The 23915-nt window shown below is 46.7% G+C and carries 19 protein-coding genes; all 19 read right to left on the reverse strand.

All coding sequences use genetic code 11. The annotated features are described in order from the left end of the window. The gene (gene infB, locus DHBDCA_RS10230) at positions 1-3255 is read right to left on the reverse strand and encodes a translation initiation factor IF-2 (RefSeq protein ID WP_081580530.1); all 3255 of its coding nucleotides are present in this window, start codon (positions 3253-3255) and stop codon (positions 1-3) included. A 75-nt stretch (positions 3256-3330) separates the two neighbouring features. After that, entirely contained in the window at positions 3331-3648 is a 318-nt protein-coding gene (locus DHBDCA_RS10235) for a L7Ae/L30e/S12e/Gadd45 family ribosomal protein (protein ID WP_015044122.1), read from the reverse strand. Then, positions 3645-3911, reverse strand: a complete 267-nt coding sequence (locus DHBDCA_RS10240; RefSeq protein WP_015044123.1) for an RNase P modulator RnpM — start codon at positions 3909-3911, stop codon at positions 3645-3647. Before DHBDCA_RS10240 ends, DHBDCA_RS10235 begins: the two co-directional genes overlap by 4 nt. A gap of 38 nt (positions 3912-3949) precedes the next feature. Next, positions 3950-5422 (reverse strand): transcription termination factor NusA, encoded by a 1473-nt coding sequence (nusA, locus tag DHBDCA_RS10245; RefSeq protein WP_015044124.1) that lies wholly within the window; start codon positions 5420-5422, stop codon positions 3950-3952. Between the two features lie 27 nt (positions 5423-5449). Then, positions 5450-5908 (reverse strand): ribosome maturation factor RimP, encoded by a 459-nt coding sequence (gene rimP / locus DHBDCA_RS10250; protein ID WP_034378602.1) that lies wholly within the window; start codon positions 5906-5908, stop codon positions 5450-5452. Between the two features lie 157 nt (positions 5909-6065). Continuing rightward, on the reverse strand, positions 6066-9779 hold the full coding sequence (locus DHBDCA_RS10255) for a PolC-type DNA polymerase III (protein WP_015044126.1): 3714 nt from the start codon (positions 9777-9779) through the stop codon (positions 6066-6068). Between the two features lie 521 nt (positions 9780-10300). Next, positions 10301-12025, reverse strand: coding sequence for a proline--tRNA ligase (locus DHBDCA_RS10260; RefSeq protein WP_015044127.1), 1725 nt, complete (start codon positions 12023-12025; stop codon positions 10301-10303). Positions 12026-12283: 258 nt separating this feature from the next. Then, the gene (ispG, locus tag DHBDCA_RS10265; RefSeq protein WP_015044128.1) at positions 12284-13354 is read right to left on the reverse strand and encodes a flavodoxin-dependent (E)-4-hydroxy-3-methylbut-2-enyl-diphosphate synthase; all 1071 of its coding nucleotides are present in this window, start codon (positions 13352-13354) and stop codon (positions 12284-12286) included. 709 nt (positions 13355-14063) lie between these two features. After that, on the reverse strand, positions 14064-15152 hold the full coding sequence (gene rseP, locus DHBDCA_RS10270; RefSeq protein WP_242824895.1) for an RIP metalloprotease RseP: 1089 nt from the start codon (positions 15150-15152) through the stop codon (positions 14064-14066). A gap of 1 nt (position 15153) precedes the next feature. Then, positions 15154-16302, reverse strand: a complete 1149-nt coding sequence (locus tag DHBDCA_RS10275; protein ID WP_015044130.1) for a 1-deoxy-D-xylulose-5-phosphate reductoisomerase — start codon at positions 16300-16302, stop codon at positions 15154-15156. Between the two features lie 83 nt (positions 16303-16385). Beyond that, complete coding sequence (gene ytvI / locus DHBDCA_RS10280) at positions 16386-17489, reverse strand: sporulation integral membrane protein YtvI (protein ID WP_021315573.1); 1104 nt, start codon at positions 17487-17489, stop codon at positions 16386-16388. Positions 17490-17491: 2 nt separating this feature from the next. Further along, on the reverse strand, positions 17492-18274 hold the full coding sequence (locus DHBDCA_RS10285; RefSeq protein WP_015044132.1) for a phosphatidate cytidylyltransferase: 783 nt from the start codon (positions 18272-18274) through the stop codon (positions 17492-17494). Positions 18275-18284: 10 nt separating this feature from the next. Next, complete coding sequence (locus DHBDCA_RS10290) at positions 18285-19046, reverse strand: isoprenyl transferase (RefSeq protein ID WP_015044133.1); 762 nt, start codon at positions 19044-19046, stop codon at positions 18285-18287. A 466-nt stretch (positions 19047-19512) separates the two neighbouring features. After that, positions 19513-20070, reverse strand: a complete 558-nt coding sequence (gene frr, locus DHBDCA_RS10300; RefSeq protein WP_015044134.1) for a ribosome recycling factor — start codon at positions 20068-20070, stop codon at positions 19513-19515. A gap of 6 nt (positions 20071-20076) precedes the next feature. Next, positions 20077-20793, reverse strand: a complete 717-nt coding sequence (gene pyrH / locus DHBDCA_RS10305; protein ID WP_015044135.1) for a UMP kinase — start codon at positions 20791-20793, stop codon at positions 20077-20079. Between the two features lie 155 nt (positions 20794-20948). Further along, positions 20949-21602, reverse strand: coding sequence for a translation elongation factor Ts (tsf, locus tag DHBDCA_RS10310; protein ID WP_015044136.1), 654 nt, complete (start codon positions 21600-21602; stop codon positions 20949-20951). 92 nt (positions 21603-21694) lie between these two features. Then, the gene (gene rpsB, locus DHBDCA_RS10315; RefSeq protein WP_015044137.1) at positions 21695-22432 is read right to left on the reverse strand and encodes a 30S ribosomal protein S2; all 738 of its coding nucleotides are present in this window, start codon (positions 22430-22432) and stop codon (positions 21695-21697) included. Positions 22433-22591: 159 nt separating this feature from the next. Beyond that, positions 22592-23056, reverse strand: coding sequence for a hypothetical protein (locus DHBDCA_RS10320; RefSeq protein ID WP_015044138.1), 465 nt, complete (start codon positions 23054-23056; stop codon positions 22592-22594). A gap of 12 nt (positions 23057-23068) precedes the next feature. Continuing rightward, on the reverse strand, positions 23069-23860 hold the full coding sequence (gene codY, locus DHBDCA_RS10325) for a GTP-sensing pleiotropic transcriptional regulator CodY (protein WP_015044139.1): 792 nt from the start codon (positions 23858-23860) through the stop codon (positions 23069-23071). Positions 23861-23915 lie beyond the last annotated feature (55 nt).

Raw genomic sequence — 23915 nt, forward strand, 5'->3', positions numbered from 1 at the left:
CTAGAGCTCTCTTTTAACTTCCTCCATCGTAAAGGCTTCCAAGATATCTCCTTCTTTAAGATCATTGAAGTTCTTTAAGCCAATCCCGCATTCGTATCCTTCCGCAACTTCCTTGGCATCATCCTTGAAACGTCTCAGAGATTCCAGGTCTCCCTCGTGAACGACAATTCCATCTCTGATTACCCTGATCTTATCCGACCTATGAATCTTGCCGTCGGTTATATAGCTTCCAGCAACAGTTCCAGCCTTTGGCACCTTGAAAATCTGACGGACTTCCGCTTTACCCTGTATGACTTCCTTGAAGGTAGGTTCGAGCAGGCCCTCCATCGCTGCCTTAATGTCATCAATCGCATCATAGATGACTCTGTACATCCTGATGTCCACACCCTGGAGTTCTGCTGTCGATTTTGTGTTGGAATCATGTCTGATATTAAAGCCAATAATGATCGCATTGGAAGCCGCAGCGAGCATCACGTCGGATTCACTGATCGCACCGACTCCGCCGTGAATGATGTTTACGCGTACTTCCGAGGTCGTCAGTTTGGCCAGAGACTGCTTAATAGCTTCGACAGAGCCCTGAACGTCAGCTTTAATAATGATATTCAAATCTTTGACTTCGCCTTCTTTGATCTTATCGAAAAGATCATCAAGGCTAATCCTGGATTTTTGTTTGACTTCTTCCGCTTTTTTCTCATCCATTCTGGCTTCGGTAACGCTGCGGGCGAGTTTCTCATCGTTAACAACGTTGAAGATTTCTCCCGCCGGCGGAACTTCAGACAATCCCTGAACCTCCACAGGCATGGAAGGTCCCGCTTTTTTTACTCTGCGGCCTTTGTCGTCAACCATCCCCCTGATCCGGCCAAAGGAATGCCCGGCAACAATAATGTCACCGATATTCAGCGTACCTTTGGATACCAGGACAGTTGCTACAGGCCCCTTGCCTTTATCGAGCTTCGCTTCAATAACGGTTCCGGTTGCCTTCCGGTTCGGATTAGCTTTCAGATCTTTCATCTCTGCAACAAGCAGGACCATTTCCAGCAGCGTGTCAATGTTGAGTCTAGCTTTGGCTGAGACCGGTACCGTGATCGTATCCCCGCCCCATTCTTCAACAACTAAGCCGTACTCGGTCAGTTCCTGTTTGACACGGTCCGGATTGGCATTTTCTTTATCAATTTTATTGATAGCAACAATGATGGGTACATTGGCCGCTTTGGCATGGTTGATCGCTTCCACGGTCTGGGGCATGACACCATCATCCGCAGCAACAACCAGTATGGCAATATCTGTGACCTGGGCCCCTCTCGCTCTCATGGCTGTAAAAGCCTCGTGACCAGGAGTATCCAGGAAAGTAATTTTTTGATTTTTAATTTCTACCTGATAAGCACCGATATGCTGCGTAATCCCGCCAGCTTCGGATGCGGTGACATTGGCGGAACGAATCGCATCGAGCAAAGATGTTTTTCCGTGGTCGACGTGGCCCATGACCGTGACAACCGGAGGACGGAATTTGAGCGTGGACGCATCATCTTCTACTTCCTCAATGACTGCCATGGATTTTTCGGCTCTAACCTCAAGCGTCATGCCCATTTCAGTAGCGACAATCGTTGCTGTATCAGCATCAATTTCCTGATTGATGGTCGCCATAACACCAAGCTTCATTAATTCCTTGATGACTTCACCGGCTTTGCGGCTCATTCTGAGCGCCAGTTCCTGAACTGACAAGGACTCAGGAATAATAATATGCTTGGGAACCACTTCTTTAACCATCTTATTGAGTTGGTTCCGGTTTGGTTGACTCCGGTCATTTTTTCTTAAGATGGAAGAAAAATCTTTTTCATCATTGCGCCGTTTATCAAATAAAAACTCTTTATTCTCATGGGCTTTCTTTTTCTCCGGTGGCTGGCGTTTTACCGGCTGCTCGGCGACAGTAAGCTCAACGGATTTTCCTTCGATCTTGATCCTCTGAGTTTGAGGGGCTTTTTTATCTGCTCCCGGACGCTGTCCCTGGGAAGGTCTTCTTCCGGTATCGGAGAACGGACGTCCGCCACCCTGCGGTCTCCGGTCATCACCTGCAGGACGCTGTGATGGACGGAAATCGCCCTGAGATCTCGGCGCATACGGCCGGTCACCGCTCATCGGCGGTCTTGGTCCTGGTGGTCTTTGACCCTGCGGCCTGAATTCACCTGGTGGTCTTTGACCCTGCGGTCTGAATTCACCCGGCGGTCTTTGACCCTGCGGTCTGAATTCACCTGGTGGTCTTTGACCCTGCGGTCTGAATTCACCTGGTGGTCTTTGACCCTGCGGTCTGAATTCACCCGGCGGTCTTTGGCCCTGCGGTCTGAATTCACCCGGCGGTCTTTGGCCCTGCGGTCTCATCTCGCCTGGCGGTCTTTGACCCTGCGGTCTCATCTCACCTGGCGGTCTTTGACCCTGCGGTCTCATCTCACCTGGCGGTCTTTGACCCTGCGGTCTCATCTCACCTGGCGGTCTTTGACCCTGCGGTCTCATCTCGCCTGGCGGTCTTTGACCCTGCGGTCTCATCTCACCTGGCGGTCTTTGACCCTGCGGTCTCATCTCACCTGGCGGTCTTTGACCCTGTGGTCTCATCTCACCTGGCGGTCTTTGACCCTGCGGTCTCATCTCACCTGGCGGTCTTTGACCCTGCGGTCTCATCTCACCTGGCGGTCTTTGACCCTGTGGTCTCATCTCACCTGGCGGTCTTTGACCCTGTGGTCTCATCTCACCTGGCGGTCTTTGACCCTGTGGTCTCATCTCACCTGGCGGTCTTTGACCCTGCGGTCTCATCTCACCTGGCGGTCTTTGACCCTGCGGTCTCATCTCACCTGGCGGTCTTTGACCCTGCGGTCTCATCTCACCTGGCGGTCTTTGACCCTGCGGTCTCATCTCACCTGGCGGTCTTTGACCCTGCGGTCTCATCTCGCCTGGCGGTCTTTGACCCTGACTTCCTTTGTGACCTTCTGCATCTCTAAAGCTTTCCGGGGGAATATCTTCTTCGGTCTTTTTTCTGGCAGGGACTTTTTCCTCAGCCCCGGCAGCCTTAACCGGCTTGCTTACTTCTTTTTGCTGTGATTCGCCTGTCTTGGTCAGTGCTTTTTTAACTTTTTCAACTTCCTCCGTGGATACCGCACTTAAGTGGTTTTTCACTGGTACCCCAATATCATTCAACTTTTCCATTAAAGCCTTGCTGGATATATTCAATTCTTTAGCCAGTTCGTGAACTCGAATATTGGTCACATTGTCACCCCCCAAAAACGAAAATAGAAATATAACCTTTCAACTCCTTATCTCTTACTGAGGACATTAAAACTTTTAAACCCGCTCATTTTCAGGTGTGTCCCCCAACCTGATGATTGCTTTGGCGAAACCGTCATCCATAATCAGTATAAGTGCTCTTGGTGATAATCCGACAGCCGTCCCGAGTTCTTGTTTCGTGCTGCAGATCATAACCGGAATATGAAGATCATCGGCCCATTGCGTGTACTTGGTGATAGAGCCCGGTGAATCTTCTGCAATAATCAATAACGAGCCCTTTTGTTTTTTAAGGAACGCTTCAACCTGTGATTCTCCGGAAGAAATTTTCCCGGCTCTCCTTGCCATTCCAAGCAATGATAATATTTTTGGTGTCAAGAAGAATTCATCTGCCTTTCAATTTCGGCCAGCATCTCTTTGGTCGGTTTGATGCCAAAAGTTTTTTCAAAACGGTTTTGTTTCAGAGCCTTTATCAGACAATCTGGACACTGGCAAAGGTAAGCTCCACGCCCATTTTTCTTGGAAGAAGGATCAAATTCCAATACTCCCTCAGGTGTTTTTACAATTCTCAATAATTCTTTTTTTGGTTTCATTTCCTGGCAGCCAAGACACATGCGCAGAGGGATTTTTCGTACCTTCATTTTCTCACCTTTCAGGAATTACTTTTGGTCACTGAAGCCTATTTTTTCTTGCTTGAAGACTTGGCCTTTTTCTTGGGTTTCTCTGCTTCCTGCTGTTCATCTACTTGGGAAGCTTCATCAGCAGGTGATTCTAATTCTGAATAAGACACATCAGCATCACTGTTTTCATTTCGGGCATTTTCATCGCCGTCATATTCTGCAGATTCATCGTATTCATCGTAGTATTGGCTATCCTCGTCCTCCTGATAACTCCCGTCATCATATTCATCATATCCTTCTTCTGTGTAGTCCTGATAGCCTTCATCATATTCCTGATATTCTTCTTCAGATTCTTCATACTCGCCTTCTACATAATCGCCGTAGGGCTCGTCTTCATAATCTGTATATTCTCCTTCTTCATAGGGTTCATATGCCTGTTCATAGTACCCACCCTCATATTCTTCATCCTGATAGCTGTCTTCCGGGATCAAATTCTGAGCGAGCGCCTGCGTTTCGTTCTTAATATCGATTTTCCAGCCGGTCAGCTTTGCAGCCAGTCTGGCGTTCTGTCCTTCTTTCCCGATAGCGAGTGATAATTGATAGTCCGGCACGACCACTAACGTCACCTTGTCTTCATACCGCGGATAAACACCCAGGACTCTGGCCGGGGAAAGCGCATTGGAGACAAAATCAATCGGATCAGCCGACCAGTTGATGATGTCCATTTTTTCGCCTTTCAGTTCATTCACAATATTCTGTACCCTGCTACCCTTCGGTCCAACACACGCTCCAACCGGATCAACGTTTTTGTCTTTCGAGTAAACGGCAATTTTGGAGCGTGCACCTGCTTCCCTTGCAACTGCTTTGATTTCTACAATTCCATCGTGGATCTCCGGAACTTCCAGCTCAAACAATCGTTTGATCAGTCCTGGATGGGTGCGGGAAAGCAAAATTTGGGGGCCTTTGGTAGTTTTCTTCACTTCAACAACATAGGCCTTGATTCTTTCAAAAGGCTGGTAGTTTACTCCGGGATTCTGCTCTGAGGCAGGCAGTATGGCCTCCACCTTGCCAAGATCCACAATGACGTTACGCTGTTCATAGCGTTGGACAATACCGGTGACAATATCTCCCTCGCGATTAATATATTCATCGTATATTAATCCACGTTCAGCCTCGCGTATTCTTTGGACAACAACCTGCTTGGCAGTCTGCGCTGCGATGCGGCCAAAGTCACGCGGGGTGACTTCAAATTCAACAATATCCTCAGTTGAATAGTTCGGGTCAATTTTTTTAGCTTCTTCTAATGATATTTGGGTGCGAGAATCATCCGCAATTTCCACAACGTTTTTGCGGGCATATACTTTAATTTCTCCATTCAAGCGGTCTATATGGATCCTTACATTCTGTAAAGAGGAAAAGTTCTTTTTATATGCCGATATCAGAGCAGCTTCAATCGCTTCAAACAATATCTCTGTCGAAATACCTTTTTCTTTTTCTAATTCGTGAATTGCCTCAATGAACTCCATGTTCATCTGTCTGAATCCCTCCTCAAAATCATTTTAAAACTCAAAAGTAAGATGGGCCTTTTCAATTAGCGACAAAGGAATGGCAATCTCCCGCCCCTCATATTCTAGGATAACCTGGTCATCAGCCAGTCCTTTTAAATTTCCGGTAAAGCGGCTGTATCCCTCAAACACTTCTGTCGTATTAATACTGACAAGCTTTCCTGTATATTTGATATAATCTTCTCTCTTTTTAAGCGGTCTCTCAATTCCGGGAGAAGAGACTTCCAGCATATAGGCCTGAGGAATCGGGTTTTCTTTATCCAGAACCTCATTAATTTGATGGCTTACCTCGGCACAGTCGTCAATCTCTACTCCGCCTTCCTTATCAATATATAATCGCAGATACCAGTAAGCACCTTCCTTAACATACTCGACATCGACGAATTCCAGTCCCAGCTCCATTACGAGTGGCTCTGCCAAACTTCTAACTTTGTTTAGAATAGAATTGCTCATCGTATACTCCCTTTAGAGTTAAGCATTTTTTATTTTTCATCATACCAAATGAAAGAGTGGGTAATCCCCACTCTGAACCAAAAATCTGCTTAGAATAAAATTCCTGCTTTTACTATATCATATACTGTTTCCGTCTGCAATATTCCTAATGTCCAGTTTAAAACAAACTCAGCTGATTTTTGTCGGGCAGCCCTTCCAGGCACCCGTGCTGCTGAAGCGTTTCAATGACGGTTTTGCTGATCTTTCCGTTGGATCGGGCCTGGATATCTTCGACAGATTTGATCGTTCCATGTTCCCTGAGTTTGACCAAACTCGCCGCAGCCGTTTCACCGACTCCCTGCAGGGATGACAGTGGCGGCAGGAGCCCATCAGGCGTTACTTGAAAACGTACCGCATCCGATTTCCACAGATTAACCTTGCGCAGCTTAATCTTTCGGCAGTACATTTCCACCACAATCTCAAGGATCGTCTGCAGGTTCTTGTCCTTAGCCGTTGCATTGTTGCCTTTGGCGGCAATTTCTTTGATAGCCTCCCGGCACTTTTTCACACCGCTGCAGATCAGTTCCGCATCAAACTCATCTGCCCTGACGGTAAAAAATGTGGCATAAAACGCTTCAGGATAATTGATCTTAAACCAAGCAATCCTGAAAGCCATTGTCACATAAGCTACAGCATGGGCCTTCGGAAACATATAGCTGATCTTCTGACAAGAGTCAATATACCAATCCGGAACATTTTGTTTTTTCATGGCCTCAATATCTTCATCTTTGAGTCCTTTGCCCTTGCGGACCGACTCCATAATTTTAAAGGCATGGCTGGAATTAAGTCCCATCTGAATCAAATAGATCATAATGTCATCACGGCAGGCAATAATGTTGGAGATGTCAGCTGTACCGTTTAAGACAAGGTCCTGGGCATTGCCAACCCAGACATTCGTACCATGGGAAAGTCCGGATATTCTGACCAAATGGGAAAAGCTTGAAGGTTTGGTGTCTTCCAGCATCTGTCTTACAAATTTTGTACCGAATTCCGGGATGCCGAGTGTTCCGGTCGTGGACCCGATTTCCTCCGCAGTCACGTCAAGCGCATCCGTACTCGAAAAAAGCGAGAGGGTTTGCGTGTCATCGAGTCGGATTTTCTTGGCATCAAGCCCTGTCAGGTCCTCCAGCATTTTAATCGACGTCGGATCGTCATGACCGAGCAGGTCCAGTTTGGTTAAACGCCCGGAGATGGAATGGTAGTCGAAGTGGGTCGTAATGATATCTGAAGAGGTGTCGTTAGCTGGCCTTTGCAGCGGGGTAAAATCAAAGACATCGCATTCTTTCGGGATAACCATTAATCCTCCCGGGTGCTGTCCTGTTGTTCTTTTTACGCCCGTACAGCCGTTAACCAGCCGGTTCAGTTCTGTCTGGTTATATTTGACCTTTCTTTCCTCAAGGTAATTTTTCACAAAACCATAGGCAGTTTTTTCAGCAATCGTGGAGATCGTTCCGGCCCGGAAAACATTTTCCTTGCCAAATATCTCCTCGGTGTATTTCATAGCTCTGGGCTGATATTCTCCCGAGAAATTTAGATCGATATCAGGAACCTTGTCTCCTTTAAAGCCCAGGAAGGTTTCAAACGGGATGTCATGTCCGTCTTTGACCAGTTCCCTGCCGCACTGCGGACATATTTTATCCGGCAGATCCACACCTGCTCCGGCGATTCCGTCCGTCACAAACTCTGAATAAAGACACTCCGGGTTAGCACAACGATAGTGTGGCGGAAGCGGATTGACCTCCGTGATGCCGGTAAAAGTTGCGACGAGCGATGAACCGACGGAACCCCTTGATCCGACCAGATAACCATCCTCGTTCGATCTTTTTACGAGCAGATGCGCAATCAGATACAACACGGCAAAACCGTTGCCGATGATGGAATCCAGTTCCTTATTTAAGGTTTTCTGAACCATTTCCGGCAAAGGATTGCCGTACAGCTCATACGCTCTGGTCATCGTCATATCCCGGATTTTATCGGCAGCGCCTTCAATCTTCGGTTCAAAAAAGTCATCCGGGAATGGCTTGATTTCAGCTACCTGTTCAGCAATCATTCTCGGTGTAGTGACTACCGCCCGATAGGCATCCTCTTCATTAAGATAAGAGAATTCCTCGAGCATTTCATCCGTAGACCTGTAATACAGCGGGGCTTGCTCATCAGCATCAGCAAACCCTTTCCCGGCCATCAAAATTCTTCGGTAGACTTCATCTTCCTTATCCAAAAAATGAACATCACAGGTAGCAGCGACCGGAACCCCAAGTTCCTTACCGAGAGAGACAATGCGCCGGTTCATATCAATCAATTGTTCTTCGCTGGAGACCTCACCGTTTTTCAGCATAAACCGATTATTGCCCAGCGGCTGGATTTCCAGATAATCATAGTAGGATGCAATTTTTTCGATTTCTGCCGCATCCTTCTTTTGCAGGATCGCCCGTATCAATTCTCCTGATTCGCAGGCCGAACCAAGGATCAAACCTTCCCTGTGGGCATCAAGCAGCGAACGCGGAATACGGGGACGTCTGTAAAAATACTCCATATGGGAAGCGGTAACAAGTTTATACAGATTCTTTAAGCCGGTATAATCCTTGGCCAGAATAATAATATGAAAAGAACGGCTGCGGCTCAACTCGACCGGATTAGTTCCGACATCCTCGACCAAATAGCCTTCCATGCCATAGATGATTTTAACACCGTACTTTTTTCCGGCTTCAGCTGCATCCGGGAAAGCCTGGACGACCCCGTGGTCTGTTACAGCAATCGCGGTATGTCCCCATTCACCGGCTCGCTTCACCATGTTTTGGATCGATGAAACACCATCCATTTCCGAATGCTTGGTGTGCAGATGCAGTTCAACCCGTTTCTCTTCCGCAAGATCCAGCTTGGACGTCTTCGGAACAATCATCATATCCCTTGGCATCAACGTCAGCTCGGTCGTATAACGATCGAACTGCACAGCTCCTTTCACTCTGAGCCAGTCACCTTTGTTGATTTCCAGAGGTTTTTTTCCTTCGTCAAAGAACAGTTTACAGCCTATTGAGTTTGTCTTGTCTGTCAAACCGAACGACAATAATTGACGTCCGCTTTTTAATAGTCTGATTTCTGCTTCGCAGACCTCACCCTCTACAATGACCTGTTTCTCCTCGTCATGAATATCGGCTAACGGAGCCGGCGTACCCTTTATCTCTCTGCCAAGCAAAACAGCATTCTGCTCTTTCTTCTCTTTTTTCTCTTCAGGCTTTTTGGACAGGATTTCCTCTACATACTTCTGCTCTTCTTTTTCCGCGTCAAAATAGATTTCCTCTTCGGCGGCAGTCTCTTCAATTTCCCAGAAAATCCTTGCCTCCACACCATATTTCTGCCGAAAGAAGCTTTCCAGACTATCCTGTTTCAGCTGACAATATTCCATCGCCATCATGCTCGGAACGAAGAAGGTCAGTCTGTTTTTAACAACCTCGTATTTTACGGAAGCATTCAGCCAGACCTTAAGGGAAGGCACCTTCTCGTGAATATCCTGGATGATTTGCAGCCAATGTTCTTGACAAAGCATCTCTAGGGTAAAATCGGGAGACATTTTTGTTTTTATCTCAATCGTGATTCCGTTATTTTCGTTCCCACTATTTAATCTTTTCTTTAAGGATTCAGTTAAGAGGCCCAGAATTTCTTCCTGGACCGGACAGGATAAAGAAAGATGGAGTATCCACTTTCTTTGTTCAGGAACAATCTCCACCCTCTCCAGCAGTATGTAATTTAGAAAAGTATCCAGCCTCATGCTGACATCACTTGGTAATTCCTGATAAAAAGGTGTTGCTTCCAGTTTGACCGCCGCAGTTGACACCAATGAATGCCTCCTTTGTATCCAAACGCAATTCACATCACTGCATATTACTATGTAACTTACTATGTAACTTATTTGGGGTTGGTCTGTGTGCCACAAATCCGCTTTCGGCCGTTGTGTCATCCATGACACAAAAGGCCGCGCTTCGCACTCCATGCTCCGCTTGACGCTGGAATTGTGGCACACAGACTGAATCTTTGGATAATAAGATTATAATGCTTGCTTAAATTAAGCATATAGCTTTGAGAAGTATAACGATACACTGTTCTTTTCTTTTAATAAATTCTCAAGAATAATCTACATTCTGACATGCAGACTTGCTTGAATAAGCCTAAGATCAGTCTGGGGGCCACAGTTCCGCGACAAGCGGAGCATGGAGTGCGCAGCGCGGCATTTGCGCCACGGAGGGCGCAATTCGCCGAAAAGCGGTATTGTGGCCCCCAGACCTGCCATACATAATGGTTTTGTAATACTCAATAGAACTTTATCAACAATTTGTGTAAGATTTTGAAAACGTGGTTCTAGGCACGACAGGCTTCTTTGATGATTTCTGTTACAAGACTGCAAACGCGGTCCGCCTCAACCAGTTCGACTTGTCTGGTACTTCTGTTGTACAGTTCAACTTTACCTTCGACGAGTGCTTTGGGGCCGATCGTCAGTCTCAAAGGATAGCCGACAAGGTCTGCATCCTTGAATTTTACGCCCGGACGTTCATCTCTGTCATCATATACTGTCTCGACGCCGGCTGCCTTTAATTCTGCATATAACCTTTCGGCAGTTGAGACGACATTTTCGTCCTTTAAGGAAACCGGGACGATAATACAATGATACGGGGCAATCGGCATCGGCCAGATAATTCCGTTCTCATCATAATTCTGCTCAATGGCGGCAGCCATTGTTCTGCTGACGCCTATCCCATAGCAACCCATGTAGCAGACCTTTTCCTTACCAGTATCGTCGAGGTAGGTTGCCTGAAGGGCCTGACTGTATTTCGTACCAAGATTGAAGACCTGTCCGACTTCAATCCCGCGGGCTTCCTGGAGCGGTCCCTGGCATTTCGGGCAGGGTTCACCCGGTGTTACCATTCTGAGGTCTGCTATTTTGGCGGGAACAAAATCCTTTCCGCAAGCAACACCGAGCAGATGATAATCTTTTTTATTGGCTCCGCAGACTCCCTGTTTCATCTCAGCTACTTCAAGGTCTGCGGCAACATAGACATCCTTAAGTCCAACCGGTCCGATGAACCCGTGCTCGCAGTTGAAAACCTCCCGGACTTCCTCCGGGTCAGCCATTCTGAGGTTCAGGAACGGTCCGAGCATATTATTGACCTTGATTTCATTGACTTCCCGGTCTCCCCTAACCAGGACAAGTATAAAACGGTCGTCGCCTTTATATAAAAGCGTTTTTATCAGAGAAGACTTGTTGATTTTTAAGAAATCGGCCAGCTGGTCAATCGTTTTGATATTGGGGGTATGAACCTCACCTGTCCGGCCTGCCAGAATATCCTGATCAGTGTCTGGATGCGGCAGACATTCAGCTTTCTCGACATTGGCGGCATAATCGCAATCTGGACAGAATACCACCGCAGCCTCTCCGGATTCGGCCAGCACCATAAATTCATGGGTTCCGCCTGTTCCGCCAATCGCACCGGCATCTGCCTCGACAGCACGGAAAGTCAGCCCACAGCGCGTAAAAATACGTTCATAAGCCTCATACATCTTGCGGTAGCTTTCCCTGGAACCTTCAGGATCCCTGTCAAAAGAATACAAGTCCTTCATGATAAATTCCCTGCCGCGCATCAGTCCGAAACGTGGTCTTCTTTCATCACGGTATTTGTTTTGAATCTGGTACAGAAGGAGCGGCAGCTGTTTGTAGGAACGGACTTCACTTCTGACCAAGTCGGTGATGACTTCTTCATGCGTGGGTCCGAGACAGAATTCCCGATCATGCCTGTCTTTTAATCGGAACATCTCCGGACCATAGACATCCCAGCGTCCGGTTTCTTTCCACAGCTCAGCCGGCTGGACAATCGGCAGCATGACTTCCTGCCCGCCTTTGGCATCCATCTCTTCGCGTACGATTTGCTCGATCTTTTTAATTACTCTGAGTCCCAGAGGAAGATATGTATAAATCCCGGCTGCAGCTTTGCGGATAAATCCGGCTCTCAGCATGAGCTGGTGACTGATCACTTCGGCTTCTGCAGGCACTTCCCGCAAGGTCGGATTTAATAATTGGCTAACTTTCATTGTTTATTTCTTCCTTTCAACAAGTGCTTGCTCTTAAAAAATTCTTGCTCTTCAATATTACCATTTTCACACAGGATTAAACAACTGGAAAACCTCAGATTTATTTAAAGAAAACTTGGCTAACGCCAAGTCACTGGTGATCGCTCCTTACCATCCGTGGCACCGTGACACCGTGAAGCCTATTTAAACGCCTTCACGCTTCCGTAGCCGTTGACAGCCTTAGCTGCACTTAGATCTATCAGAAAATGTTTAGAGTTTTTATGATAGACTTAAATCGTCTTCGATTTTCTCCATCAAAGCCGACACTAATTCATCTTCAGGCAGCTGCGCGATGACCTCACCCCGTGCAAAAAGCAGCCCCCTGCTTTTTCCTCCTGCAATGCCAAAATCGGCTTCCCGGGCTTCCCCAGGGCCATTGACCACACAGCCCATCACGGCTATGGATACCCTCTTGGATGGTGCCGGTAAAGCTTCAAGTCTCTGTTCTACTTCCTCAGCCAGATGAACTAAATCCACCTGAGTCCTGCCGCAGGTCGGACAACTGATTAATTCGAATCCGCCTTTCTTGAGATCCAGTACCCGCAGAATCTGTTGGGCAACCGGAATCTCTGCAGCAGGATCGCCTGTCAGTGAGACTCTGATCGTATCGCCGATGCCTTCAGCCAGAAGCGTTCCTATGCCGATCGCAGACTTTACCACCCCGGATCTGACCGTACCGGCTTCGGTTACCCCGACATGCAGCGGATAGTCCACCCGATGGGCAATCATGCGGTAAGCGTCAATCATCAACGGAACATGGGACGATTTCAGGGATATCTTGATATTATGATAGTTTTCCTGTTCCAGGATGCCAACATGGCCCAAAGCGCTTTCGACCATCCCTTCCGCGGTCGGTCCGCCGTATTTCTCAAGGATTTCCTTTTCCAGAGATCCGGTATTGACTCCGATCCGGATCGGGATGTTTCTTTCGCGGACCGCGTTGATAATCTCCTGTACTTTCCAGCGCTCACCGATATTTCCCGGATTGATCCGGAGTCCATGAACCCCATTTGCAACAGCTTTAAGTGCAAGCCGGTAGTCAAAGTGAATATCCGCAACTACCGGGATCGGACTTAGGCTGCAGATGTCTTTCAATGCAAGCGCAGCCTGCTCATTTAAGACAGCCATCCGGATAATCTCACAGCCAATTTCCGCCAAGTGCCTGATCTGACTGAGCGTGGCCTGCACATCCCGGGTATCCGTATTGGTCATCGACTGAATCACGACCGGATGATTTCCGCCAATCGCCACCGATCCGATTTTCACTTCTCGCGTAATCCTACGTTTCAATCGATAAACCCTCCTATTTTGACGTAGTTTATCTTGGGCTAGTCTGTGGGCCACAATACCGCTTCTCGGCTGTTGTGCCCTCCGTGGCACAAAAAGCCGCGCTCCGCATCGTGCTCCGCTGACAGCGGAACTGTGGCCCCCAGACTAATCTTAAGTTTAATTTGCAAGCTAGATCAAGGAGCCAGAAAGTATCTCTATGAAGAAGAAGCCTGCCAAGCTCCTTCAAGCGCTCTGATATCATCGATTGGATGCATTCAGATGATGATTGACCTAGCTAACGTCATTCGTTTGCATAGCGTTGGGAACTTAAAGGCTAAAGAATAATCCGTGCTTAAATCAAATCAGATAAACACGCTTTTTATTCGTGATTAAAATCTAGTATGAATTCCCAGCAAGAGAACTATAATTGTATTCTCTACATAGAAGAACTGCAACTTCCGTATAAGTCATGCCAATTACCCTAAAAATCAGGCTGCGGGCCACAGTTTCGCTGTGAGCGGAGCAAGGATTGCATAGCGCGGCCTTTTGACGGCCATGGATGGCCTAATGTCGCGATGCCATGGATGGCAAGGAGCGACGGGTCACGGAGGACACAACGGCCGAAAAGCGGTATTGTGGCCCTCAGCCTTGCCCAAACAATAGGGTTTCAAATAACATTCATAATTCAAACGCTATAGAGACATATCCGCTATTCTTTAACCAAAAAAGTTTACTTCGTAATAATCCTCAGTATATCCTGATACGTCACCGCGATCATCAGCGCAATGAGCAGCGCAAAGCCTGTGAGCTGAATCCAGCCTTTCTTTTCGATACTTAAAGGCTTACGTCGGATTCCTTCAAAAGTCATCACGGCCAGCTGACCGCCGTCGAGCGCCGGAAGCGGTAGAATATTTAATACACCAAAGTTGATGCTGAGCACAGCAGCCAGGGTAAATAGCGATGACATGCCCTGTTTTACGCCTTCCCCGATGACCTGGGCAACACCAATCGGACCCGAAAGTTCAACCGGCGCCTTGCCGGTAATCATATGGATCAGATATAGGACGAGTTGTCTAGTAAACTCTACCGTCTGCAGAAAACCATATTGAATGGATTTCAGGACGGATACTTTCTGCATGGTATAAGAAGGCGCAATCCCGATCAATCCTTTTCCAAGCTCCTGATCATAGGCCGGGGTAATCTCAATCGTGACAATTTGTTTCGTATCCGCTTTTTCTACGGTAAACGACATCTTTTCTCCGGGGTTGGTGTGAATTTGCTGCGTTACAGAATTCCAGTCTGGAGTCTCTGTACCATTGATCGCCATAATTCTGTCTCCGGCGGCGAGTCCCGCCGTGGCTGCAGGTTTACCCAGTGACACCTCACCGATTAGGTTCTGGTTATCGGCTACGGCTACGCCAAAAAAGGCAAAAGCAACCACAAAAAGCACCGCACCGAGGATGAAGTTCATGAGCGGTCCGGCCACAATGACGGCCATTCTCTTCCAGATTGATTTGCTTTCAAAACTTCGGGCCAACAGTTCCTCCCTGCTAACCTGATCGCCTTCTTCCCCTTCTTCGACTTCTTCAACACTTAAGAATCTGCAGAACCCTCCCAGAGGCAGTATCCTGATGGAGTAAAGCGTTTCCTTACCCTGGAACCCAAAAAGCTTTGGCCCAATGCCAAAAGCAAATTCCAGCACTTTAATCCCCGATCTCTTGGCTATGATAAAATGCCCAAATTCATGCACAAATACCAAAACGCCAAATATTACGATAAAAGCAATTACCGTTTTCAATATTTCAAACAAACCATTCACCTCAACCCAGATTTATTTGTGATGCAGCATACTCCCTAGCCCATCTGTCCGCAGTCAGTACGGTATCCAGGTCCTTTATCTCCAGAACCTGATGGGCCTGACAAGTGCGTTCCACAAGTTCGTGCATCTCAAGATATTTTATGCGTCCTGCCAGGAAAGCATGTACACAGATTTCGTTGGCAGCATTCATGACAGCAGGAAGTGTCCCTCCCGTCTGACCGCAGGAACAAGCGAATTTCAAAAATGGGAAAGCAGCCAAATCGGGCTTCTCAAACGTTAAGCTCTTTCCGGCAAGCGAAAGTTCCGGCAAACGGTTTTCCCAGCGTTCGGGATAGGTCAGCGCATACTGAATTGGAATGCGCATATCCGGTATGCCAAGCTGGGCAAGAACAGTGCCGTCATGGAATTCGACCATCGAGTGAACAATGCTCTGAGGATGAACCAAAACATCAATTTGGTCATAATCTACGCCGAAAAGAAATTTTGCCTCAATAACTTCCAAACCTTTGTTCATCATGGTTGCTGAATCAATGGTGATCTTGGCGCCCATATTCCAGTTCGGATGTTTCAGCGCCATTACCGGTGTTACCTCAGCCAGCCTTTCCCTGCTCCATCCTCTGAAAGGGCCGCCTGAAGCAGTCAAAATAATTTTTTTAACTGCATTTTCGTTGCCGCTGAGACACTGGAACACAGCAGAGTGTTCACTGTCAACAGGAATGATGGAACAGCCGTTCCGTTCTGCTGTCTGCATTACGAGTTCCCCTGCGGCAACGAGCGTTTCTTTGTTGGCCAGCGCAATATTTTTTCCTGCGTTCAGTGCAGCCAGTGTAGGTTCAAGACCAATACTGCCGCTGACTGCGGTCACAACCGTGTCAACCTCTGCTGCAGTCGCCGCCTCAAGCAGTCCCTCCATACCTACCAGCACCTTAACAGGCAGGTCAACAACCTGTTGTTTCAGGTAAAGTGCTTTTTCTTCCTGCATCATTACGGCAATCCTCGGCCTGAACTCGCGGATCTGCTGTTCAAAAAGGTCGGCCCGAGAATTGGCCGACAAAGCATAGACAGCTAATTTTCCTTCCGAATTTCTGACCACATCCAGTGTCTGCGTGCCAATTGAACCGGTGGAGCCTAAAACCGAGATTATTTTCACTTTGATATCTCCAATTCAAATTCTATCCTAATTCATTATGCTTAAGTTTTACTTAGAGTGAATCTTTTAAGAGAATGGCTTTGCTATTCTCCCTTAAAAAAGCCGGCTTTCCTGACGGCTTCATACATGACGACCAGAGTGGGGCCGATAATCAGTCCTACTGCTCCGAAAAGGTTCATTCCAATGTACATGGACATCAGGGTGGCCAGCGGATGCAGCCCGATATTATGAGACAAAATCTTTGGTTCCAGGACCTGCCGGATCACAGTAGCGGCAAGGTAGATCACCAGGATTTTAACTGCTGAGGCAATACTGCCGGTAAAAAGCAGTACCAAGATCCACGGAATAAATATGAGGGCCGGTCCGATAACCGGTATCAGATCGAGCAGGCCGGACAGAATGCCAAGCGTAAAGGCATAGCTATTACCGATGATCAACAGTCCAATTGTGATCACAGCAAATGTGATGCAGACAAGAATGGTCTGAGCTCTTAAGAATCCTACCAGTGCTGAACCAAGGTCTGCAGCAATTTGTCTGGTTTTGCCAAGATATTTCCCTTTTACCCTGCCAAACAGCCATTCCTTAACGGCCGGAAAACTCATGCTCGTCAGCAGTGTTGCTACAGTTGTAATCACAATCACAAACATCAAGCCCGGCAGCGCACCCAGAAAATTCAGCAAGCCAAGACTGCCGTTTTTAAGAATGACCTGGAGTGCCACAAGTATTTTTTCCATATTGGACTGAATCGCACTGTTGATCTCAGGATTCAGCTGAATAAACTGCTGAATTAAGCCGATCTTTTCTGTCAGCATTGCCAAGGTCTGTTGATAAATCATCGGAAAAGCGGTATATAGTTCGGCTAACTCGCGGTATATCCGGCTTCCGAACAAAACCAGCAGCAGCACAAACACAATCATAACCAGGACCACCACAAGCAGAGATGCGTAGGTTCTCTTGATTTTAAGCACATTAATCAGTTTTAATATAAGCGGTTCCAGCAGAAAAGAAATGATAAATGCCAAAATAAAGGGCAGCAGGGCCGAGACCACTGTTCCAAGCGTTGAGCCAAAGACAGGGAAAAACTCGACGATCGCATAGGTAAAAAGTTTCAGGCTGAGTAATGCAGCTGCAATCATAACCAACCTGTTTAGATTCACCCTTAGGGAGTTTTTGGTCGTATCGTTCATGCTTATCCCACCAATCCTAGGTTAATAGAAAAAAACACCAATGGCAGCGCAAACAAAAAGCTGTCAAAGCGATCCAGGATACCGCCATGGCCTGGGATCAGTCTGCCGGAATCCTTCACACCGGCAGTCCGTTTCAGTGCGGATTCAAAAAGATCACCGATCTGGGAGGCAATGCTGGTCAAGAGTGACAGGACAAGGATAGCCGGAAGCGTTGCTTGCTTGGTAATCAACCAGAAAACAAAACCGCAGACTAAAGCCATCACCAGGCCGCCAACAGCCCCTTCGACTGTCTTGTTCGGGCTGACTTTCGGGGCAAGCTTTCTTTTGCCAAGCGTATTCCCGACAAAAAAAGCTCCGGTATCTGTGAGCCAGACCAGTAAGAAAACAAGAAAACACCAAGAAACACCAAATTCTCTTAAAGAGTAGAGATAGGTAAACAGAAAGACCGGATAAATCAGCGCTAGAAAATAATACGTTGAAGACGCTAAAGACTGATTTGGATAGCGCAGCGCATAACTTCCAAATGTCAGCATGAACCATATGATCGCAAGTGGCAGCATCCATTCCGTGCGGCCAAGAAGAAAAATAGCCAGCCACAAGATGCTGTAAACGACTGCCGGCCATAACCTATTTATTAAACCAGCCTTTTGTCCAATCTGTAAAAACTCTTTAAGTCCAAGTAAAGCCAGAATCACAACAGCAATGGACAAATACCATCCTCCGAGCCAGGTCAAAACCAATAAAAGGGGGGCTCCGATCAGAGCACTCAAGATTCTCTTAACCATTTTCTATCCCTCAACCTTCTTTTACGCCGCCAAACCTGCGTTCCCGGTTTTGAAAAATCCGAATCGTTTCAAATAATGATGCTCTGTTAAAATCCGGCCAGCATTCATTCACAATCACGATTTCTGAATAGGCGGCCTGCCAGAGCAGATAATTGCTTAAGCGCATTTCACCTGAAGTCCTGACGAGAAGCTCCGGATCAGGACAATCTTTCGTATACAAATGCTTTTCAAATATTTCCTCGGTAATTTGCTGAACATTTAGCGCTCCGCTTTGGACCTCCTGCGCAACTTCCTTGACTGCTTTGAGGATTTCGATCCTGCTTCCGTAATTCAAGGCAACATTCAGCACTAATCCGGTGTTATTCTTTGTTTTTTCACAAGCCTCGTTATAAGCCTTCAGGACATCCTTCGGTATATCCTCTTGCTGCCCGAGAATGCATATCTTAACATTGTTCGCATGTAGCTCAGCAAGCTCTTTGCGGATATACTCCTTCAAGAGTGACATAAGAATCCCGATCTCCGACTGCGGTCTTTTCCAGTTCTCGGTCGAAAAAGCATATACGGTCAGGTATTTGATTCCAAGCTCATCACTGCCCCTGACGACCTCCCGCAGTGCTTCTACTCCGGCCCGGTGACCGACAGAACGAGGCAATCCTTTCTGCTGGGCCCATCTTCCGTTTCCGTCCATAATGATTGCCAGATGCCGAGGGACTCTTTTCATATCAATGTTTTTCAGCTGAACATCCCCACTGTCTTTTTTCCAGATTGTCACAAGCATTCCTCTTTATATCTGTACTTAGTACCATGTCATGCATTTTAGAGCTGACAAGATACTAGAACGGCTGCGGAAAGACCCCCTGTTCCGTAGGGGGCCATATAAAGAAAACTTGGCTGGCGCCAAGCCTTTGGCGGTCGTTCCTTGCCATTCTTAGCACCGCGGCACCGTGAAGCCTATTTAAACGCCTTCACGCTTCTGTGGCCGTTGAAGCCTTAGCTGCACCTAGATATATCAGAAAGTATTTATACTTTCTGATATGCCAAAAAACTACCTTATAAATCTATCATGGATTAGAATAAATTTCAAATAACCATCGGTACAACTTATTCTGGCCACACGTAAATCTCCGCAGGGAACAGCCTTTCCTACAGGGCTGGTTATCTCATAACAGAAATTCGCGCTTTCTTGTGTCAATTCCTCTTTAACGTCGTCCCACTTTTTCCCGAGCCAGCGCAACACGCTACACTTCCATAATTTCTTTTTCTTTTTTCTCGAGGATCTCGTCAATATCCTTCACAGTTTTATCGGTAAGTTTCTGCGCTTTTTCCTGTCCTTTTTTAGAATCGTCCTCAGAGACAGTTTTGTCCTTCTCGAGCTGTTTTATCTCATCAATAAGCTCCCGTCTGATATTTCGGACAGCGACCTTAGCATCTTCTGCTTTCTTTTTAACCGTCTTGACAATCTCTGCACGGCGTTCCGCCGTCAATTGCGGAATATTTAGCCTGATGACCATGCCGTCATTCGAAGGCATAAGTCCAAGATCGGATTTAAGAATCGCCTTCTCAATATCCTTAATCGAAGATTTATCCCAGGGCTGAATGGTGATCATCCGTGGGTCAGGAACTGAGACATTGGCCAGCTGATTAATTGGGGTAGGAGTCCCGTAATAATCAACAGAGACTTTGTCCAGAACTGCCGGATTCGCCCTTCCTGCCCTGACAGATGCGAGGTCCTTCTTGAGTACCTCCTCTGTTTTATGCATTTTTTCTTCAGCGTCATTCAGAAATTCATTGAGCATTTTTCATTACCTCCCCACATAGGTACCTATTGGTTCTCCCTTAAGTGCTTTAATAATATTGCCATTTTCTTTCAAGTTAAAAACAATGATTGGAATATCATTGTCCATGCACAACGAAGTTGCTGTCGAGTCCATCACACCCAGCCCTTTGCTGAGCACATCAAGATAGGTCAGTCTATCAAATTTCTTGGCATCAGGATTCTTCATCGGATCACTGTCAAATACACCGTCAACCTGTTTGGCCATTAAGATAACGTCTGCTTCAATCTCTGCAGCCCGCAAAGCAGCCGTCGTATCTGTCGAAAAATAGGGATTGCCTGTCCCCGCTGCAAAAATCACAGTACGGCCTTTTTCCATATGGCGGATCGCTCTTCTTCTGATATAAGGTTCTGCTACCTGCCTCATCTCAATCGCCGACAATACTCTCGTGACAATGTTGTGCTGTTCCAGAACATCCTGCAGCGCTAGGGCATTCATTACAGTAGCGAGCATTCCCATATAATCAGCAGTTGTCCGGTCTATTCCCTGAGAACTCCCGGCAATGCCCCGCCAAATATTTCCTCCGCCAACGACTAGTGCCATTTCCACACCAAGTTTCTGGACTTCAGAAATCTGTCTGGCGACAGATTCCAGCATGCTGTGCGCAATTCCAAAACCCTGCTCCCCGGCAAGCGCTTCTCCGCTTAGTTTTAATACGATGCGGCGGTAACGTGCATCTGTCATAAACGAACCTCCGTACTTAGTTTATTTCTACACCAAAGATAAAAATCCTCTTGTCGCTGTACGTAGATGTAACAGAAAGCATTTATACTCTGTATTAACTCAAGAAGCAATAAACCTTTCTGATCCCCTAAAAAAGAGAACACCGAAGTGTTCTCTTATCGATTTATTTCTTTCATGACTTCATCGGCAAAATTATCCTGGCGCTTTTCAATTCCTTCACCCAACTCATAGCGGGTAAATCTGCGAATAGCTATTTTCTCACCGATCTTGGCAATCTTAGCCATGACCAGGTCTTTGACTAAAACATCGGGGTCCTTGATAAAAGGCTGTTCTACAAGACAAACTTCCTTATAGAACTTCTCTATGCGACCGTCAACCATCTTGTCGACAATTTTTTCCGGTTTCCCTTCATTCAATGCCTGAGCCCTGAATATTTCTCTTTCATGGGCAACAACGTCAGCCGGAACATCTTCTTTATTGACATAAAGCGGTTTAGCTGCGGCGATCTGCATCGCAATATCCTTAGTCAGCTGCTTAAATTCATCTCCACGGGATACAAAGTCGGTTTCGCAGTTTAATTCGAGCAAAACACCAATTCTACCGCCCCCATGAATGTAGGCTTCTACAGTCCCTTCGGCAGCAATTCGTCCTTCTTTTTTCGCAGCGGCAGCCAGACCCTTTTCTCTTAAGAAATCTATCGCTTTGTCCATATCGGCATTACATTCGGTTAATGCCTTTTTGCAGTCCATCATTCCGGCTCCGGTTCTTTCCCTGAGTTCTTTCACCTGAGAAGAAGTAACTTCAGCCATACGGTAACCCTCCTTTATTGAATACTTCACGACACATATAAAAACAGGGTAAGTCATGAAGAACATACCCCAATCTCACCCTGTTTTATTAACTATTCTTCGTCTTCGGTTTGATTGCTCTCTTCGACTTCTTCGGTATTGTCAAGACTTCCCTGTTGTCCTTCGATAATGGCATCGGCCATTTTCGCGGTGAGCAGTTTTACAGCCCGGATCGCGTCATCATTGGCAGGAATCACAACATCGATCTCGTCAGGATCACAGTTGGTATCGACAATTCCTACGATCGGAATATTTAATCTTCTTGCCTCAGCAACGGCAATTCTTTCTTTGCGCGGATCTACGATGAATAAAACATCAGGAAGTTTTTTCATGTTTTTGATGCCGCCAAGGAATCTTTCCAGCTTGCCCATTTCATGGCGCAGCGCAGCGACTTCCTTCTTAGGAAGAACTTCAAAAACGCCTTCTGCTTCCATTCTTTCGAGCTGATGCAGTCTCTGAACTCTCTTTTGAATCGTCTGGAAGTTCGTCAGCATTCCGCCGAGCCAGCGCTCGTTAACGAAATACATGCCGCAACGTTCAGCTTCTTCTTTCACAGATTCCTGAGCCTGTTTTTTTGTGCCTACAAACAGCACAGTTCCGCCGTTTACTGCGGCATCCCGGATAAAATTGAAGGCCTCGTCAACTTTTTTAACGGTTTTCTGAAGGTCAATGATATAGATACCATTTCTCTCCGTAAAAATGTAACGAGCCATTTTAGGATTCCAGCGGCGGGTCTGGTGCCCGAAGTGTACACCGGCTTCTAAGAGTTGCTTCATAGAAATTACAGCCATTGTGTTACACCTCCTCTCTTCATTTGTTTTTTTCCTCCGCAGGTTCATTCCTGGTACCCTTTGCTTGCGCAAAGAACCTGTACGCTAAGTCCCACTGCGTGTGTACTCCAAAAAATCACACTGCGAATAGAATATCATACCCTACTCCCGAATGCAACTTTAATTAATCCCGTAATGGGCGGCCAGATTGGACCGGATATTATGAGAGATGATAAACTCCTCTAGATCTGTAAGCAGTTCATTATAAGGAAAATAAAGATCAGTAAGGTAATACACTTTATTATTCCCGGCTTTAAGCATCACAATTTCTTCATTGTTTTTGGTCCAAAAGAATGAGGCTTTACGGATATCTTTCGGCTCAAATGCCTTTTTGCGGAATAAGGACCGGAAGATGATCGCACGATCATCAATAACAATCCGTTTCGTTTTCGCCGTCAACCAAATCAACAGGATCAAGAGAATCGTAGCAGCATAAATTCCGGAAAGGATCAGTAAATAAAGCGTCGGCAAAGCATAGAAAAAGAGTATCCCTCCGATCAGCAGCGGATACAGGATGATATATAGCACTCCCGGAATTACCAAAGGTTTCATGCGGTAACCATATTCTTGCGCATCCATAATCATTTACCCTTCTCTTTAACGATGCCGTTTAATGTACTTATCCAGCTCGTCCAGCAGATAGTCATTCAGAACCTTGATATACGTGCCTTTCATTCCGAGAGACTTTGATTCAATCACGCCTGCTGATTCAAACTTGCGCAGCGCGTTGACAATTACCGAACGGGTAATGCCAACCCTGTCGGCAATTTTGCTGGCTACCAGCAGCCCCTCGCCGCCGCCCAGTTCAGCAAAAATATGCTCAACGGCCTCGAGTTCCGAGTAAGACAGTGTTCCCACTGCAATTTGGACTGCGGCTTTCTTGCGGGCTTCTTCCTCCGCCTGTTCAGCCTTGACGCGCAGGATCTCCATACCAATCACCGTAGCGCCATATTCAGCAAGGATCAGATCCTCCGACCGAAACTGCTTGCCGAATTTGGCCAGAACGAGCGTCCCGACCCTGTCTCCGCCTCCAAGAATCGGCACAATTGTTGTCATCTTATTGCCGAAAACACACTCGTGATGTTTGCTGAATACACAGGCATTCGCAACTTGCGTTGTGTTCGCCTTTGTTTCGATTGTTTTTAGTAGACCTTCATTGTAGCTTTCCGGAAATCTTTCCGTATGAAGAACGATTTGTTCCATTTCCCCGCAGTGGAAATCATCCATGAAGCTATAGCCGAGGATTTTCCCCCTGCGTCCGACAATATAACAATTGGCAGCAATCTCCTGACTTAGTACTTTGGCCATCTCGTCAAAATCCACAGGTTTTCCGGCAGCACGCTGAATGAGTCCGCTAATTTTTCTGATCTTTTCTAGTAAAATTTCCACAGATTACCCCCCCTTATTCTTGGTACTCAGAACTCAAAACTTGAACTATATTGAT

It is taken from the genome of Dehalobacter sp. DCA, assembly GCF_000305775.1.
In the GTDB taxonomy this organism is placed as follows: Bacteria; Bacillota; Desulfitobacteriia; order Desulfitobacteriales; family Syntrophobotulaceae; genus Dehalobacter; species Dehalobacter alkaniphilus.

Bases quoted from the DNA above. Each gene is read 5' to 3' on its own strand.
- DHBDCA_RS10240 (WP_015044123.1), bottom strand. From the start codon at position 3,911: ATGAAGGTACGAAAAATCCCTCTGCGCATGTGTCTTGGCTGCCAGGAA.
- nusA (WP_015044124.1), bottom strand. From the start codon at position 5,422: ATGAACATGGAGTTCATTGAGGCAATTCACGAATTAGAAAAAGAAAAA.
- rimP (WP_034378602.1), bottom strand. From the start codon at position 5,908: ATGAGCAATTCTATTCTAAACAAAGTTAGAAGTTTGGCAGAGCCACTC.
- DHBDCA_RS10260 (WP_015044127.1), bottom strand. From the start codon at position 12,025: ATGAAAGTTAGCCAATTATTAAATCCGACCTTGCGGGAAGTGCCTGCA.
- ytvI (WP_021315573.1), bottom strand. From the start codon at position 17,489: ATGAACGATACGACCAAAAACTCCCTAAGGGTGAATCTAAACAGGTTG.
- DHBDCA_RS10285 (WP_015044132.1), bottom strand. From the start codon at position 18,274: ATGGTTAAGAGAATCTTGAGTGCTCTGATCGGAGCCCCCCTTTTATTG.
- frr (WP_015044134.1), bottom strand. From the start codon at position 20,070: ATGCTCAATGAATTTCTGAATGACGCTGAAGAAAAAATGCATAAAACA.
- pyrH (WP_015044135.1), bottom strand. From the start codon at position 20,793: ATGACAGATGCACGTTACCGCCGCATCGTATTAAAACTAAGCGGAGAA.
- tsf (WP_015044136.1), bottom strand. From the start codon at position 21,602: ATGGCTGAAGTTACTTCTTCTCAGGTGAAAGAACTCAGGGAAAGAACC.
- rpsB (WP_015044137.1), bottom strand. From the start codon at position 22,432: ATGGCTGTAATTTCTATGAAGCAACTCTTAGAAGCCGGTGTACACTTC.
- DHBDCA_RS10320 (WP_015044138.1), bottom strand. From the start codon at position 23,056: ATGATTATGGATGCGCAAGAATATGGTTACCGCATGAAACCTTTGGTA.